Source organism: Corallococcus sp. AB038B, from assembly GCF_003668955.1.
Taxonomy (GTDB): Bacteria; Myxococcota; Myxococcia; order Myxococcales; family Myxococcaceae; genus Corallococcus; species Corallococcus exiguus.
In genome coordinates this window covers 146,612-161,905 of record NZ_RAWO01000006.1, presented here as the reverse complement: position 1 = coordinate 161,905, position 15,294 = coordinate 146,612, and the positions used below count along the sequence as shown (strand labels likewise).

Below are 15,294 nucleotides of genomic sequence, written 5' to 3'. Positions count from 1 at the left end.
CCGGGGACCTCTATTAAGTCGGCGGGCTATGTCCATGCGCTCTACTCGCATCGCCCTGGCCGCCCTCCTCGCGGCATCCCTCACCGCCGGCTGCAACAAGGAGAAGGCGCCGGCCAATGCCCAGGCGCCCGCCGCGCAGGCCCAGGCTGGCAACGCCGCCGAGCCGGCGCCGGACACCGTGGTGGCGACCTTCGGCAACAACGAGAAGGTCACCTTCGGTGAGCTGAACGAGCGCATCAAGGAGCCGCTGGCGAACCTGGACAAGCAGAAGTTCCAGCTGCGCAAGCGCGGCCTGGAAGGGCTCGTCACGGAGCGCCTGGTGAAGGCCGAGGCGACCAAGCGCGGCATCACCGAGGAGCAGCTGCTCAAGGCGGAGATCGACGACAAGATCCCCGCGCCGCCGGAAGAGAAGATCAAGGAGGTCTTCGACGGCGCCAAGGGTCAGCTGCCCCCGGGCGCGACCTACGAGCAGATGAAGCCGCAGATCGTGGAGTTCCTGGCCGGCAACCAGAAGCAGGAAGTGGCCCAGAAGTTCTTCGACTCGCTGCGCGCGGGCGCCAACGTGAAGTACGAGCTGCCCGAGCCCCCGCGCCCGCCCGCGGAGCGCAAGCAGGTGTCCGCCATCGGCCCGGCCAAGGGTCCGGAGAGCGCGCCGGTCACCATCGTGGAGTTCAGCGACTTCCAGTGCCCGTTCTGCAGCCGCGCCATCGGCACGGTGGACGAGGTGACGAAGATCTACGGCGACAAGGTGCGCTTGGTGTTCCGCCAGTTCCCGCTGGACTTCCACCAGCAGGCGCAGAAGGCCGCCGAGGCCTCGCTGTGCGCGAACGAGCAGGGCAAGTTCTGGGAGATGCACGACAAGCTCTTCGCCAACCAGAAGGCGCTGGGCGTGGATGACCTGAAGAAGTACGCGGGCGAGCTGAAGCTGGACACCGCCAAGTTCAACACCTGCCTCGACACCGGCGCGACGGCCGCGACGGTGAAGTCCGACATGGCGGATGGCTCCAAGGTGGGCGTCACCGGCACGCCGGCGTTCTTCATCAACGGCATCATGCTGTCGGGCGCGCAGCCCCTGGACGAGTTCAAGAGCATCATCGACGCGGAGCTGAAGGGCGCGAAGTAGTCCGTAGCGTCTGCAGGGAGGGATGCGGTGGCGTCCAAACCCAGGGCCACGCCCCGCGTGAGCGGTGAGGCGGCTTCGCTCGAACTGGAGCGGCCGCTCGCCGCTGTCGTCTCTCCCACCCGGCCCCTTTCGGCGCACTTCCTGGCGCCGGAGGGGCTGGTGCTCCTCCCGGAATCCCACGGCGCGGCCGGCTTCTTCGCCGGCAGCCTGGGGACGCTCTCGGTCGAGGAGGTGTTCGCCCAGATTCTCTCGGGCATCCGCACTGGCCAGCTCGTCGTGCAGCACGGCAGCGTGCGCCGCACGGTGGCCTTCCGCGACGGGCAGGTGGTGTTCGCCACCTCCAGCGAGCGCTGGGAGCGCCTGGGCGCGGTGATGGTGCGGCTGGGGCTGCTGACGGAAGCGCGGCTCACCCAGGCGCTGGCGCAGGTGACGCCCGCGCGCCGCATTGGCCAGGTGCTCACGTCGCAGGGGCTTGTCTCCGAGGCCAGCCTCTACAGCGCCATGACGTTCGTGGTGCGCGAGGTGGTGCTCAACCTCTTCGAGATGGTGGAGGGCAGCTTCCTCTTCCTGGAGGCGAAGTCCCCGGCCGTGGACGCGGTGAAGCTGCCGGAGCGCACGCGCGACCTGGTGCTCACCGGCATCAAGCGCGCGGAGGAGACGGGCCGCCTGCGCCGCCGCTTCCCGGACGACATGCGCGTGACGCCCGGCCCCCAGGGCGCGCTGCCCGGCGAGGAGGCCCTGTTCGCGAAGCTGGGCGAGGGCACGACGCTGGGCGCGCTCCGGGGCGCCTACGCGGGCAGCCAGTACGCCTTCTACAGCGGCGTGGAGGAGGCGGTGCGCGGCGGCCACCTGTCCGTGCAGGCCGCGGAAGCGCCTCCTGTTCCAGGCCCCGCGGTGGAGGGCATGGCCTGGGAGCTGTTGTCCGCGGAGGAGCGCTACAACCTCCTCCTGTCGCTGGTGCACCGCGCGCTGCGCGAGGCGGGCCGCGACGTGGACCTGCTGCGCGGCTTCGTGGAGTCGCCGCCGCCGGGACTGGAGGAGGCCTACCGGGGCGTCACGCTGGGGCCGGACGGACGGGTGGACGTGGCCCGGCTGCGCGCCAACGTGTCCACCAGCGGCGGCGAGGCCGTGGGCCGGGCCATGGCGCTGGAGGCGCTGGACGCGTTCGTGTCCTACGCGCTGTTCTCCGCGCGCAACGTGCTGCCGGCGGACGTGGCCGAGCGGCTGGCCAACACCTATCGCACCCTCCAGGGCGGCCTGTCGTAAGGCCGCTCCCGGGCGCGAAGTTTCCACCGTCTGACAGCACACACCGCCCCCGTGTGCCCCTGGCGGGTCCGGAGGTGGGTGTCCACGTTCCTCCCCACGGCTGGCGGCTGGCGGGGGACGAGCACATGGGCGCGATGCGGATGTTGGGTTGGGGTGTGCTTCTGCTGAGCACTGCGTGTGGCGCGTCCCGGACGGCGGTGACGAAGACGGAGCCCGGCACGGGTGGTTCCGGCATGGCGTCGGACGAGTCCGCCATCGCGTCCACCACGCGGCGCTACGTGGACGAGGACCTGGGCTTCGAAATCATCCGGCCCACGGCGGAGTGGCAGCTGGATGAGACGAACGAGCGCACCCCGGAGGGGCTGGCGATTCCCGTCATCCTGCGCCACCGCGTGACAGGGGCGCAGGTGGTGCTGCAGGTGGCGCCCGGCGTGGCCACGCCTGTGCAGTTCGCGGAGCGGCTGACGCAGGGGCTGCGCCAGCAGCCGGGCTTCACCACCACGGATCCGCAGCCCATCGCGCTGTCGGACAACGCGGTGGGGTTCGACTTCCAGGTGGGCGAGGGCGTGCGCGGCAAGGTGGCCGTGCGCGAAGGCAACTCCGGCCGCGTGCTGATGATGCTGGCCACCTGGCCCACGGAGGCCACCGCTGGCATCACGGAGAGCGTGGACGCCTTGATGGCGGGCGTCCGTCCACTGCCGGAGCCGAGCGTGGCGGTGCGGGCACCCAGCGCGCCTGAAAAGGAGCCCGGCGACCCGCGCTAGCTGGCGCGAGGAACCGGGCTTCGAGGCCCCACGCGGCGGTCCGCGCGGGGCCTGGAGACTCTGCGAACGACTACGCGCGGGTCGGCTTGCCCTTGGCGGCCTTCGGAGCCTTGGCGGCCTTGGGGGCCTTCGCGGGAGCCTCGGCCTTGGTGGGCTCCGGCTGCGAGGCGATGCGCGCGGCCTGCTGGCGCACCAGCTCCACCAGCGTGCGTGCGCCCACGCCCGTGCCGCCCTTGTTGAGGTAGCCGCGCTCCTTGGGGCTGTTGGACGGACCGGCGATATCCAGGTGCACCCAGGGCGTGTCGCCCACGAACTCCTTGAGGAAGAGGGCCGCGTTGATGGCGCCGCCCCAGCGCTCGCCGGAGTTCTTCATGTCCGCCACGTCGGAGCGCAGCGCGTCCTTCTGCAGGTCGCTGACGGGCAGGCGCCACATCTCCTCGCCCGCGGCGCGCGCGGCGGTGAGCACGCTGTTCACCGTGTCGTCGTCGTCGCCGAAGGCGCCCACGATGTAGCTGCCCAGCGCCACCATGCACGCGCCGGTGAGCGTCGCCAGGTCGATGATGGCGGACGGCTCGTGCTCGCCGGCCCAGGTGAGCATGTCGCCCAGCACCAGGCGGCCTTCCGCGTCCGTGTTGGTGATCTCCACCGTCTTGCCGGAGCGCGCGGTGAGGATGTCACCGGGCTTGTACGCCGTGCCGGACGGCATGTTCTCGCACGCGCCGATGAAGGCGTGCACGGGGAAGGGCGGCTTCACCACGGAGCCGATGACCTTCATCGCGGCCAGCACCGCGGCGGAGCCCGCCATGTCCGTCTTCATCTCCACCATGCCCTCGGTGGGCTTGAGCGACAGGCCGCCCGAGTCGAACGTGATGGCCTTGCCCACCAGCGCCAGCGGGGCGCGCTTCGCGTCCTTCGCGTTCTTCGGCGTGTAGACCAGGTGGATGAGCCGCGGCTCCTGCACGCTGCCGGCGGTGACGCCCAGGAACATGCCCATGTTCAGGCGCTCGATCTCCTTGCGCGCGCCAATCTCCGCGGTGAGCCCGCCTTCCTTGGCGGCCTGCTGCGCGGCCTGCGCCAGCTTCGTGGGCGTCACCACGTTGGGGGGCTCGTTGACCAGGTCGCGCGCCCAGTTGACGGCCTCCGCCAGCTTCAGGCCCAGGTGGAGCGCGTCGTCCAGCGCGCGCGACTTCTCCGTGCCCTCCGGCAGGGACAGCGTGGCGCGGGTCAGCTTGGGGGCGCCCTTGTCCTCGCGCGCGGAGGACTTGTACTTGTCGAAGCGGTAGACGCCCAGCTCCAGGCCCTCCACCACCGCGCGCACGGCCAGCGCCGCGTCGTCCGTGGCGGGCACGCGGAAGCCGATGGCGGCGGACTTCAGCCGCTGCGCCGTCTTCGCCGCGCGGCCCGCGGCCAGCCGCAGCACCTCCGGCTGGAAGCGCGCGCGGTTGCCCAGGCCCAGGAGCAGGACGCGGTCCGCGCCCAGCTTCCCCAGCGTGTGCACCAGGAAGGACTGGTCCACCTTGCCCTTGAAGCCCTCCTGGGTGGCGGCGGCGCGCAGCTTGCCGTCCAGCGCCGAATCCGCGGCCGTCAGCGGCGCGGGGGCGGCATCACCCAGCTCGCCCTCGAAGAGGGGGATGACGAGCAGCTCACCGCTCACCGGCGCGGCTTCACCGGAGACGAGACTGAATTGCATGGCGACTTGGACTCCTGGACAGAGGGAGGGGGTGATCCGAGGGGCGCGACTGTAGACGCGCCGCGTGTTGCTCGCAAAGCGCTGGTTGCCACTCGGGCATTGCAATGCCCCTGCGCGCTGGATAGCTGTGCACTCCCAATGCCCACCCTGTTGCTGCATCTGACGGCCATCGAACGGTTGGCGGCCCACCCGGACGGGCTCCCCGCCGACTGGGTGCGCGCGCTGTCCGAGGACCTGCCGTACGCGCGCTTTGGCGCGGCGCTGCCGGACCTGCCGCTGTGCGCCGGCGTGCGCGGGGGCCTGGGCGTGATGATGCAGCCAGAGGCCGGCTGGCCCCCCTTCGCGCGGCTGTACCACGAGCGCGCCCCGGTGGGCCTGGGCCTGAAGATGGCGGAGCTCGTCGCTTCTGGCGCCCTCGTGGGCACGGAGGCGGGCCTGGCCATCCTCGCGGGGTATTTCACCCACCTGAGCCTGGACCGGCGCCTCCACCCGCTGGTGGACCAGCTGGTGCTGCGCCACCGCCGCAAGGGCGAGCGGGCCTCGGATGCACGGCGTCAGGTGGAGTGGGCCCAGACGCTCTTCTTCCTGCGCCAGCAGGACGGCACGGATGGCGTGGGCACCGCCCGCATCCGCGAGAAGTTCCAGGTGGTGAAGAGCTCCGGCATCCCGCTGCGAGGCATTGGCCGGGGCATCTACGAACTGGTGCGCCTGGCGTCGCAGGACCGCGTGGGGCAGGCCCCCACCAAGGCGGAGCTGGACGGCTGGGTGCGCGGTCTCTACGTCTCCGGGCTCTTCCTCTCCAGTCCGCTCGGCCGCACACGGGCCCTCCCGGCGTACTCGCAGCTCTCCTTCCAGGAGCTGTACCGCAATGATCACTTTGACTTCGCGGTGGAACTGGACGCCGCGCTGGAGGTGACGCGCGGGCTGATTCGAAAACTGCACGGCTACATGGCGCGCGGCACCTACACGCCGCGCACGCGCGCGCGGTTCATGGAGGAGTTTCCAGAGGGAACGCTGGGCGCCACCGCCGCGTAGTGAACGGATCCGCACGGCCCGCGTCGCGGGCCTGTGTTCGCGTGCAGGGCATCCAGCCGATCGAGCAGGTTGCCCTCCGGGGCGTGGCGCTATCCGAAGCGGGGAGTGCCTCCTATCCTCGATAGGGAATGACAGTCTTGCTCCTCATGGCGGCGGGTGTGTTGGCGGGTGGGTTGGGGGCGCTCCTGGGCATCGGGGGCGGCATCGTCCTGGTCCCCGTGCTCGTGTTGGGTTTCGGAATCCCACTGGAGCAGGCCGTCCCCGCGAGCCTGATGTGCGTGGTGGCCAACTCCTGCGCCGCCGCCGCCAGCTACGTGGAGAACAAACTGAGTGACCTGCGGCTGGGGCTCACCCTGGAGCTGGCGACCGTGATGGGCGCCATCGTCGGGGGGCTGGTGGCCGCCTTTGTCGCGGAGGCGATGGTGGCCGTGGTGTTCGGCCTCTTCACGCTCTTCGTGGCGCTGCAGATGCTGCTGATGCGCCGCCCCGTCCAGGAGCCGGCGACGGCGGCCAACTACGAGCCCGGCAACTACCCGCTGGGCATCTCCGGCTCCTTCGTGGCGGGTGGGCTGTCCGCGCTGCTGGGCGTGGGCGGTGGCCCGCTGAAGGTGCCGCTGATGACCTACGGCATGCGCGTGCCCTTCAAGGTCGCCAGCGCCACCAGCAACCTGATGGTGGGCGTCACCGGCGCGGCCAGCGTCGCGGCCTACGCGTGGCGCGGCCAATTGAATCTGGGGCTCGTGGCGCCGTTGGTCGTAGGGGTGCTGGGCGGCGCGTCCGTGGGCAGCAAACTGATGCTGAGGACTCCGACCGCGGTGCTCAAGAAGCTCTTCGCGGCGGTCCTGTTGATTGTGGCCGGACAGATGTTGTGGAAGGGAGGGGAGGGGTTGTGGCCGAGCGTATGGAAATGAGTGAAGCGGAGCCTGAGCTACCCGGTGTCCACCCGTCGATGATGGTGCCGGAGGCAGGACCCCCGCGTCGCAACGTGCAGGCGACGTCGGTGGCGTTGGACGCGGAGTTCCACGAAGAACTCCAGCAGGAACCCATCACCCAGCCGGAGGTGCTCCCACGCGAGCGCCGGGGGGCCCGGAGGCTCGCAGCCGGGGAACGATGGATTGCCCGCATGCTGCGCACCGGGGCCATCACCAGTGGGGCCATGTTCGTCACGTCGCTCGGGCTGGAGTTATTGCCGCGCGACGAGTCCGTGCACGTGGCCATCGACCTGTTGCGCAAGGGCGCGGCGTCCATGCTGTTGGTGACGCCGGTGGCGCGGCTGGCGATGGCGGGGACGTTGTTGGGCCTGCGCGGCGAGTGGCGTTACGCCGCCATCGCCGCGGGCGTCATCGGGTTGCTCGCGCTGGCGGTGGGCGCGGGCTTCCAGGCCTGAACCGGAGTCAGACGCAATGAAGACCGCGCGCGGGGCTACACGCCGCGCGCGGCGAAGTGCGCGAGGACGTTCTTCACCTTCGCCACTTCATCGTGCTGCTTGAGGTCCTCGTACATGGGCAGCACCGCCTCGAACTGCTCGCGGGCCGCGGCGTAGTCCTGGAGGTAGTAGCAGGACAGCCCCAGGTCCCAGCGCGCGCGGGCCTCGTAGACGTGGTCGTGCATCTCGCCGTACACGTCCACCGCGCGCAGCAGGTGCGGCCGCGCGTTGTCGTGATGGCCCAGCAGGCCTTCGGATTCACCCAGCAGCAGGTGCCCCAGCGCGAGCGCCTCCGCGTCCTCGCCCTGCTCCAGCAGCGGCACGGCCTCCAGGAAGCGCTTGCGGGCGGGCTCGTACTCGCCCTTGGCCATGCGCAAATCGCCAATGTCCAGGAGCAGCCGCGCGATGCGCTCGGAGTTGCGCGTCTGGCGGTAGAGGATGAGCGCCTCCTGGTACTTCTCCTCGGCGCCGTCGACCTCGCCCATGGCGCGCAGGGACTCGCCGATGCAGGCGCGGGAGAGTGCCTCGCCTTCGCGGTCGCGAGCCTCGTTGAAGAGCAGGGCGGCGGTGGCCATGTGCTCGATGGCGCTCTTGTGATCCTCGAAGTAGGCCTTCACCACGCCCAGGCCGAAGAGCGCCTGTGCCTGGCCGGGCTTGTTGCCCGCGGTCTTGAAGAAGCCGAAGGCCTCCTCGTAGTGCTCGCGGCTCGCGGCGTGGTCCTCCAGCATCCCGTACAGCTCCGCCAGCGCCACCAGGCCCTGGCCTACTTCAGAGGGCGAGCCGGTGATGCGCAGCGGGGCGAGCGCGTTCTTCTGCTTCTGGATGGCGTCTGCGATGTGGGCGCGTTCGTTGTCGGACGGGTGCATGTCAGTTCTCGTGAACCTTGCGGCGGCGGACGCCCCTGTCCAGCGAATCGTGCTTCTCGCCGCCTTCAGCGCCGTTGCCATCGGGCTCGGCGTTTCCGTTGCGCTCGGCCTTCTCCTTCTCGTGGACCAGCAGCGGGGAGAAGAAGCAGTCCTTCTTCGTGTACTCGTCGAAGGCGAACGCGAAGCGGTAGCTGGCCGCCGCGCGCTGGTTGCAGTCCGTGCGCTCGCAGAAGCGGCAGGAGATTCCGCTGGGGATGGCGTCCTTGCGCAGGTCGTTGGTGGGCAGGCCATACGCCAGGTACTTCGCGTTCTCCGCGTGCGTGCCCAGGCCGATGGAGTACGCCGTGCCCTTCACGATGGAGCCTTCAATCGGCTGCAGCTGCACCTTCGCGAAGCAGAAGTACGTCGTGCCGTCCGGCATGATGGAGTACTGGCGGGTAATCTGGGACGGGTTGAGGAACGCCAGGTGCACCGCCCACTTCGCGCAGGAGCCGCCGCCGGACGCGAAGCGGATGCCGGTGCCGCTGTAGCGCTTGGAGATGTTCCCGGCGATGTCCGCGCGCAGGAAGTGGAAGGGCAGGCCCTGGCGCTTGGGGTCGGACAGGTTGCAGATGCGGTGTGCCACCGTCTCGTAGGTGGTGCCGAAGATGTTGGAGAGCAACTCCACGTCGTAGCGCGTGCGCTGCACCTCCTTGAAGAACTCGCCGTAGGGCAGCATCAACGCGCCGGCGAAGTAGTTCGCCAGGTTGACCTTGATGAGCCGCTCCGTCTCCCCGTGCCGCATGCGTCCGGCGCCGAGGATGCGCTCCACCAGCTTCTCGCGGTCCATCACCATCAGGCCCATGGACGCGGCCACCTGGAACTTCAGCGGCTGCTCCGTGAGGTCCGGTGACAGCGTGAGCGTGCGCGCGTCCAGGTCCAGCCGGCGCACCACGGACGACCCGCTGGTCGCGCGTTCAATCTGCACCTTGAAGTCGAAGCGCTCCTCCAGCATGCGGATGAGGTTGCTGCTGGTGAGCTGCTGCTCCAGGCGGAAGTCGCGGCGCAGTCCCTCCGCCTGCTCCTCCAGCTCCGGGAAGTAGTTGCGGTGCTTCTCCAGGAAGTCGCTGACCTCGTCGAAGGGCGAGTAGTCGAAGCGCACGCCCGGCGTGTTGCCCAGACCGGAAGGGGAGCCCTGCGTGCGCGTGCGCTCCTCCACGTTGAGCTGCGCGAGCACGTTCTCCAGCTGCGTGCGCGTGTTCTTGTAGAGGTTGAACAGCGCGGCGACGGTGCCGGCCAGCTTCGGCTCCGCGGACAGCGACTGGAGCGACTCCGAGTCGATGTCCAGGCTCTTGAGCAGCGGTTCATCCAGCAGCTTCGCCAGGGCCTCGTCCACGCGGCCCTCGCCCAGCGTGGACATGAACTGCTCGGGGTCCTGCTCGAAGTAACGCAGCGCCTTCCACAGGAGTGGGAAGGGCATCACGCGCTTCCCCTTCTCGATGAGGTTCAGGTACGCGGGCGAGACCCCCAGGTCCTTCGCGGCGTCCGCCTGCTTGATGTTGCGTTGCAAGCGCAGGCCTCGAAGCTTCAGCCCCACGTTCGCGTTCAGCGCGTTGTCGTTGTTCATGGCTCCAACCCCCGGCGGGCCGCGTCAGGAGGCGCGCTCCAACACCGGGTCTCTGGATCCACTCTGCAAATCGATTTACCGATTTGCAATCAACGTTTTCGGATCGCCGCAGCGCTGTCCCGCAGGCGACGCGCGAAGGGTTGACTGCCTCCACCCTGGCCTTACAGGGACGTAATCCCATGTAATCACGGGGCTTTCAGGCGCTCCCGGTGTGCGGCGGCGGCGCTTGTGCACCGCGTTGTCAACCCTTGACTGACGCGGTGCGGCGGGACTGGGGAAAAGTCAGTAAAAAAGCGGCAGATTATTTACAGCGACTCAGCGGGCTTCCGGGAGCCGCTGAAAGATGATCGCGACGTTGGTGCCGCCGAAGCCGAAGGAGTTGCTCATGACGGCGTTCACGCGGGCCTCGCGGGCGGTGTTGGGCACGCAGTCCAGCGGGATGCGCGGATCCTGATTCTCCAGGTTGATGGTGGGGGGCAGCACACCGCGCGTGAGGGCGAGGATGCTGATGACGGCCTCGGCGGCGCCGGCCGCGCCGTTCATGTGACCCGTCATGGACTTGGTGGAGGAGATGGCGAGCGACTTCGCCGCGTCGCCGAACACCTTCGCGATGCCCTCCATCTCCAGCAGGTCGCCGACCTCCGTCGAGGTGCCGTGGGCGTTGAGGTAGCCGATGTCCGCGGGGGCCATCCGCGCATCCTTCAGGGAGGCCTTCATCGCGCGCTGGGCGCCTTCATGGCCGGGCGCGGGCGAGGTGACGTGGTAGGCGTCCGAGCTGGCGCCATAGCCCACGAGCTCCGCGAGGATGCGGGCGCCCCGGGCGCGGGCGTGCTCGTACTCTTCCAGCACGAGGATGGCCGCGCCTTCCGCGAGCACGAAGCCGTCGCGGTCCTTGTCGAACGGGCGGCTCGCGGCCTGGGGTGCGTCGTTGCGGTTGGACAGGGCCTTCATCGCGGCGAAGCCGCCCACGCCCAGCATGGAGATGGGGGCCTCCGCGCCGCCCGCCAGCGCCACGTCGAACTCGCCGCGCTGGATGCCGCGCATCGCTTCACCGATGGCGTGCGCGCTGGTGGAGCACGCGGAGTTGGTGGCCCAGGACGGGCCCTTGATGCCGTGGCGCATGGAGATGTAGCCGGGCGCCATGTTGATGATCATCTGGAGGATGAAGAAGGAGCTGATGCGGTCCGGCCCCTTCTCCAGCGCCTTGCGGTGCGTCTCCTCCAGGCTGCTGAGACCGCCGATGCCGGAGCCGATGACGGCCGCCACGCGCTCCGCGTTCTGTTCGGTGATGACCAGCCCGGAGTCCTCGAGGGCCATGTCCGACGCGGCCACCGCGAACTGCGCGAAGCGGTCCATGCGGCGCACCTCGCGCCGTTCGATGTAGTCCTCCGGGTTGAAGCCCTTCACCTCTCCGGCGAAGCGGCAGTCCAGCGCGCTCGCGTCGAACAGGGTGATGGGCCCCACGCCGCTGCGGCCGTTCACCAGCGCGTCCCAGCTCTTCTCCACGCCGATGCCACAAGGGCTGATGAGCCCCATTCCCGTCACGACGACGCGCCGCTGTTCCATCGCCCACTCCTTGACCCTGCATGTTGAACGGGATGGTATTATGACCATCCTTCCATGAGTTCAAGCCAAAGGGAGCCCCGATGAGCGAGCAGGCAGACAATCCACGCACGAGGACGGTGACGTGGCGGGACCCGAAGGAGGGCGCCTCCGCGGCGAAGAAGCTGTCGGGGCTGGAGTACCTGCGCGCCATCCAGCGGGGCGAGCTGCCGGGGCCGCCCATCGCGGAGCTGATGGGCTTCACTCCCGTGGAGGTGGAAGAGGGCCGGGTGGTGTTCGCGGTGAAGCCGGGCGAGCACCACTACAACCCCATTGGCATGGTGCACGGCGGGCTGGCCGCGACGCTGATGGACTCCGCCATGGGATGCGCCATCCACACGATGCTGCCGGTGGGCGCGGGCTACACGACGCTGGAGCTTCACGTGAACTACGTGAAGGGCATTGCCCACGACACGGGGCAACTGTTCTGCAAGGGCGAGGTCATCCACCTGGGCGGCCGCGTGGCGACGGCGCAGGGCCGGCTGGTGGACGAGAAGGGCACGCTCTACGCGCACGGCACGACGACGTGCATGGTGTTCCGGCCGCCGGGCGCGGGCGGCAAGGAGTAGGGGCGATGCGCTACACCGCTGAACACAAGCAGGCCACGCACGCGCGCATCCTCGCGGCGGCGGAGAAGTTGTTCCGCGCGGAGGGCTTCAGCGGTGCGAGCGTGGAGCGCGTGATGCGGGCCGCGGGCCTGACGGTGGGCGGCTTCTACGCCCACTTCACCTCCAAGGAGTCGCTGCTCGCGGAGTCGCTGCGTGCCTTCATGACGGCGCGCAGGACGCCCTGGCTCGCGGGGCTGGAGCAGGCGCGGGGCCCCGTGTTCCTGGATCGCTTCGCGCGGCGCTACCTGGATCAGTTCGACCGGGGCACGGGCGATACCACCTGCATGATGCCTTCGCTCCTGTCGGACCTGACGCGCGCGGCGCCGGAGGTGCAGGCCGCGTTCGGACAGGGGCTGGAGGACCTGGTGGGCCAGGCCCAGACGCACCTGCCCCCGCGCGAGGGCGCCACGCCCCGGCAGCAGATGCTGGCCACGGTGGCGCTGTGCTTCGGCGCGATGACGCTCGCACGGGCCACCGCGTCCCAGCCGCTGGCGGGGGAGATTCTGGACGCGGCTCGCGCGCTGCTCGTCGCGGGGGCTCCCGTGGAGGGGGAGGGGAGCGCCACGAACGAGGCGCCTCGCGCGCACGCGGCGCCGCGGAGGGTTCCTGCCTCGCGCAAGAAGGCGCCTTCCCGGAAGCGCCGTGTCGGCTCCGCGCGCAAGAAGCCCCTCTGAGCGGACGTCCTGCCGACATGTGTTCCTGGTGCGTCGGCATTCCGGGCTGGACGGCATGGGGTCCACCGTGGAGTCCTTCTGCGCGGACCTTGAACTGCGGGGATGAAGTGGGCGCATTGAAGAAGTGGGTGGCTCGCGCGTGGCTGCTGAGCCTTGCGCTCACGCTGGGCGCATGTGCCTCCGCGCCGCTCGCGGCTCCCTGGGCGGACCCCGAGCCCCTCCGCTACAACATCATCTACACGCAGGACCCCACGCCGCGTTTGAACGTGGAGGTCTTCCTGCCTCGGAAGTTTCCGCGCGAGTTCCTCTTCCGGCAGCCGGGGCGGGTGGAGTCCCTGTTCATCACGGACGAGGTCGGCACCCGCTTCGACGTCTTCCCCAAGAACGGAGTGGTGCAGGTTCCCGAGGGGACACGCTTCATCCGCTACCACTACCCGTTGACCACCTCCTCACAAGGAGGGGGCGGCAGGCACCTGTTCGGAGGCATGGGAGAAGGAGACACGTGGCACGTGGCCGGCAAGGCCTACTTGCTGACCCCCAGCCGCGTGACGGCCAACATGCGCGTGGACGTCACTGCGTCTGGCGCGGACGTGCTCCTGCCATGGACACCCGGAGACAACGGCGTCTACCACCTGCGCGGCGAGGACCTCATCGACGCGGGCTTCCATTCCTTCGGTGGCAGGCGGTGCGAGGCGCATGTCGGAGCCTCCGTGATGGAGGTCGCCCTGCTGGGCCGCTTCACGCACCTGACGGACGCGGACCTCTGCGCGTGGCTTGAACAGGCCGGGCGCGAGGTGGTCACCGTGCGCAAGTCCTTCCCGTACCCGCGCATCACCGTGCGCGTCGTGCCCGTGCCCGGTGACGCCACGCCCGGAGTCTTCGGGATGACCTTGTGGAGCGCTCCGCCCAGCATCTCCATCCTCGTGGGGCAGGACGCCACCGCCGCGTCCTTCGCGAAGGACTGGGTCGCCGTCCACGAGATGCTGCACCTGACGCATCCGGCGTTGGTGCCCCGGGAGGCCTGGCTCACCGAGGGCCTGGCCACCTACTACACGGAGCTCGCCCGCGCGCGGTCCGGACGCCAGACGGCCCAGCAGGCCTGGCGGGAGCTGACGAATGGCTTCGCGCGAGGCCAGGCCGCCTCGCGCTCACGCAACATGAAGGAGGTCGTCGCCGAAGAGCGAAACTTCATGGGCATCTACTGGACCGGTGCGCTCTTCGCACTGCACCTGGACGTGGAGCTGCGCCGCGTGACGAACGGCCGCGCACAACTGGAGGACGTGCTGGAGTTGCTCGCCACGCACGGCCCCACCGCGACGCTCGAAAGCTTCGGAGCCGCCGTGGACACGGTCGCGGGCCAGCCGCTGTTCGGTGCGCTGCTCGCCCGCCATCTGCCGAAGCCCGCCTTCTCCGAACTGGCCCCCTTGCTGGAGAACCTGGGCGTCCGAATTGACCCAGGCGGCGTCACGCTCCATGCTGCGCCGGGCAGTGGGTTGCGTGAGGCACTGGATGGCGAGCGGACCTCGGACGACGCGAGGTAAACCCCTGGAAAAGGAAGAGGGCCGTAACCGATTCCCGGTTGTCGCGTATCGCATGCATCCGCGAGGTTCGCGGCTCCCGTAGATGAGGTCCGCCATGTTCCGCAGCGTCCTGATGCTCGCCACCGCCCTGTCGCTGTCCGCGTCCGCCGCCGAGCCCGCTCCCTCCGACAAGCACTTCGTCTTCCATGATCCGAACAGCCGCGACACGGTGATGTTCGTGCTGGACGCGCCGCTGGAGGTCATCAACGGCCTGTCCAACCAGGTGACGGGCCGCGTGGATGTGCAGGGGCAGAAGGCCAGCGGCCGCTTCCAGGTGCCGGTGAAGTCCATCAAGACGGGCAACGAGACGCGCGACGGCCACCTTCAGAACGACCGCTGGCTGGACGCGGCGAAGCACCCGGACATCGTCTTCGAGTTCAAGGATGTGGCCCTGCCCGCGCCGCTCGCCAACGCGAAGCCGGTGGTGCTCAAGACGAAGGGCACCTTCACCATTCACGGCATCACGCGCGAAGAGCCCGTGGAGGTGACGGCCACGTACCTCCAGGAGACGGCCGAGACGAAGAACCGCGCCGCGGGCGAGCTCTTGCGCGTGCGCGCGAAGTTCCAGATTCCCCTGGAGGCCTACGGCATCCAGCGCACCGAAGCGCTGCTGCTGAAGGTAGGCGAGCGGGCCGAAGTCACGGTCGACGCCTGGGGCTCCACGCAGTTCAAGCCGTAGCGGTTGTTGTCGTCAGTTCCCTCGTAGTCACACCCCCAAGCGGTACGAAAGGAAGCAACACATGAACGTCAAGGCTCTTGCGGCGGTCGTCGGCACCCTGTCCCTCGGCGCGCTGGCCACCGGCTGTGCGTCCAACAAGGCGGCGGAGGGCAGCAAGGTGCACGCCGCGTCGCCGGGCGCGGCCGAAGGCGCCGAGGCCAGCTGCAGCAACAAGCCCGCCGACAGCGCGGCTCCCGCCGCCGCCCCCGCCGCCGCCCCGGAGAAGGGCGCCGAGGGCTCCTGTGGCGCCGGCTCCTGCGGCGCTGGCTCCTGCAGCGGCAAGAAGTAGTCATTCATCTGGGAGGGCCTGCGTGACAGGTCTCCTCCCAGGCTCGC

15 protein-coding genes are annotated in these 15,294 nt (G+C 69.5%); 11 read left to right on the top strand and 4 right to left on the bottom strand.

The features are described 5' to 3' along the window. Positions 1-28: 28 nt before the first annotated feature. The 3 genes from D7Y04_RS24250 (at position 29) to D7Y04_RS24240 (ending at position 3,153) form a co-directional block, all read left to right on the top strand. Positions 29-1,123: a thioredoxin domain-containing protein gene (locus D7Y04_RS24250; RefSeq protein WP_120596896.1), complete on the top strand. Its 1,095-nt coding sequence runs from the start codon at positions 29-31 to the stop codon at positions 1,121-1,123. A gap of 27 nt (positions 1,124-1,150) precedes the next feature. Then, positions 1,151-2,389, top strand: coding sequence for a DUF4388 domain-containing protein (locus D7Y04_RS24245; RefSeq protein WP_120596895.1), 1,239 nt, complete (start codon positions 1,151-1,153; stop codon positions 2,387-2,389). Between the two features lie 125 nt (positions 2,390-2,514). Further along, positions 2,515-3,153: a hypothetical protein gene (locus D7Y04_RS24240; RefSeq protein ID WP_121760954.1), complete on the top strand. Its 639-nt coding sequence runs from the start codon at positions 2,515-2,517 to the stop codon at positions 3,151-3,153. 70 nt (positions 3,154-3,223) lie between these two features. Here the strand turns inward: D7Y04_RS24240 and D7Y04_RS24235 are convergent, their stop codons facing one another. Next, a complete protein-coding gene (locus D7Y04_RS24235; protein WP_121760835.1) occupies positions 3,224-4,843 on the bottom strand; it encodes a leucyl aminopeptidase in 1,620 nt (539 codons plus the stop codon). Positions 4,844-4,981: 138 nt separating this feature from the next. Between D7Y04_RS24235 and D7Y04_RS24230 the strand changes: the two genes are divergently transcribed. The 3 genes from D7Y04_RS24230 to D7Y04_RS24220 all read left to right on the top strand — a co-directional run bounded on the left by D7Y04_RS24230 (position 4,982) and on the right by D7Y04_RS24220 (position 7,265). Next, positions 4,982-5,878: a hypothetical protein gene (locus D7Y04_RS24230; protein ID WP_120596893.1), complete on the top strand. Its 897-nt coding sequence runs from the start codon at positions 4,982-4,984 to the stop codon at positions 5,876-5,878. A 128-nt stretch (positions 5,879-6,006) separates the two neighbouring features. Beyond that, the gene (locus D7Y04_RS24225; protein WP_120564086.1) at positions 6,007-6,789 is read left to right on the top strand and encodes a sulfite exporter TauE/SafE family protein; all 783 of its coding nucleotides are present in this window, start codon (positions 6,007-6,009) and stop codon (positions 6,787-6,789) included. Continuing rightward, on the top strand, positions 6,786-7,265 hold the full coding sequence (locus D7Y04_RS24220; RefSeq protein ID WP_233601560.1) for a hypothetical protein: 480 nt from the start codon (positions 6,786-6,788) through the stop codon (positions 7,263-7,265). The genes D7Y04_RS24225 and D7Y04_RS24220 overlap by 4 nt, the downstream gene beginning before the upstream one ends. A 35-nt stretch (positions 7,266-7,300) precedes the next feature. Here D7Y04_RS24220 and D7Y04_RS24215 read toward each other — a convergent pair whose 3' ends face one another. The 3 genes from D7Y04_RS24215 to fabF form a co-directional block, all read right to left on the bottom strand. Beyond that, complete coding sequence (locus D7Y04_RS24215) at positions 7,301-8,170, bottom strand: tetratricopeptide repeat protein (protein WP_120580718.1); 870 nt, start codon at positions 8,168-8,170, stop codon at positions 7,301-7,303. Position 8,171: 1 nt separating this feature from the next. After that, complete coding sequence (locus D7Y04_RS24210) at positions 8,172-9,776, bottom strand: short-chain fatty acyl-CoA regulator family protein (RefSeq protein WP_120599549.1); 1,605 nt, start codon at positions 9,774-9,776, stop codon at positions 8,172-8,174. Positions 9,777-10,091: 315 nt separating this feature from the next. After that, complete coding sequence (gene fabF / locus D7Y04_RS24205) at positions 10,092-11,342, bottom strand: beta-ketoacyl-ACP synthase II (RefSeq protein WP_121760834.1); 1,251 nt, start codon at positions 11,340-11,342, stop codon at positions 10,092-10,094. Between the two features lie 80 nt (positions 11,343-11,422). On the opposite strand from fabF, the gene D7Y04_RS24200 reads away from it, so the two are divergent. From D7Y04_RS24200 to D7Y04_RS24180, 5 genes are all read left to right on the top strand, one after another. Further along, complete coding sequence (locus D7Y04_RS24200; protein ID WP_120580715.1) at positions 11,423-11,947, top strand: PaaI family thioesterase; 525 nt, start codon at positions 11,423-11,425, stop codon at positions 11,945-11,947. Positions 11,948-11,952: 5 nt separating this feature from the next. After that, a complete protein-coding gene (locus D7Y04_RS24195) occupies positions 11,953-12,660 on the top strand; it encodes a TetR/AcrR family transcriptional regulator (RefSeq protein WP_120599551.1) in 708 nt (235 codons plus the stop codon). A gap of 116 nt (positions 12,661-12,776) precedes the next feature. Further along, positions 12,777-14,201 carry a hypothetical protein gene (locus tag D7Y04_RS24190; protein ID WP_233601559.1) on the top strand — a complete coding sequence of 475 codons (1,425 nt, stop codon included), beginning with the start codon at positions 12,777-12,779 and terminating at the stop codon, positions 14,199-14,201. A 94-nt stretch (positions 14,202-14,295) separates the two neighbouring features. Continuing rightward, positions 14,296-14,919: a YceI family protein gene (locus D7Y04_RS24185; protein ID WP_120599552.1), complete on the top strand. Its 624-nt coding sequence runs from the start codon at positions 14,296-14,298 to the stop codon at positions 14,917-14,919. Positions 14,920-14,980: 61 nt separating this feature from the next. Then, the gene (locus D7Y04_RS24180; RefSeq protein WP_121760833.1) at positions 14,981-15,247 is read left to right on the top strand and encodes a hypothetical protein; all 267 of its coding nucleotides are present in this window, start codon (positions 14,981-14,983) and stop codon (positions 15,245-15,247) included. The last annotated feature ends 47 nt before the right edge of the window (positions 15,248-15,294 follow it).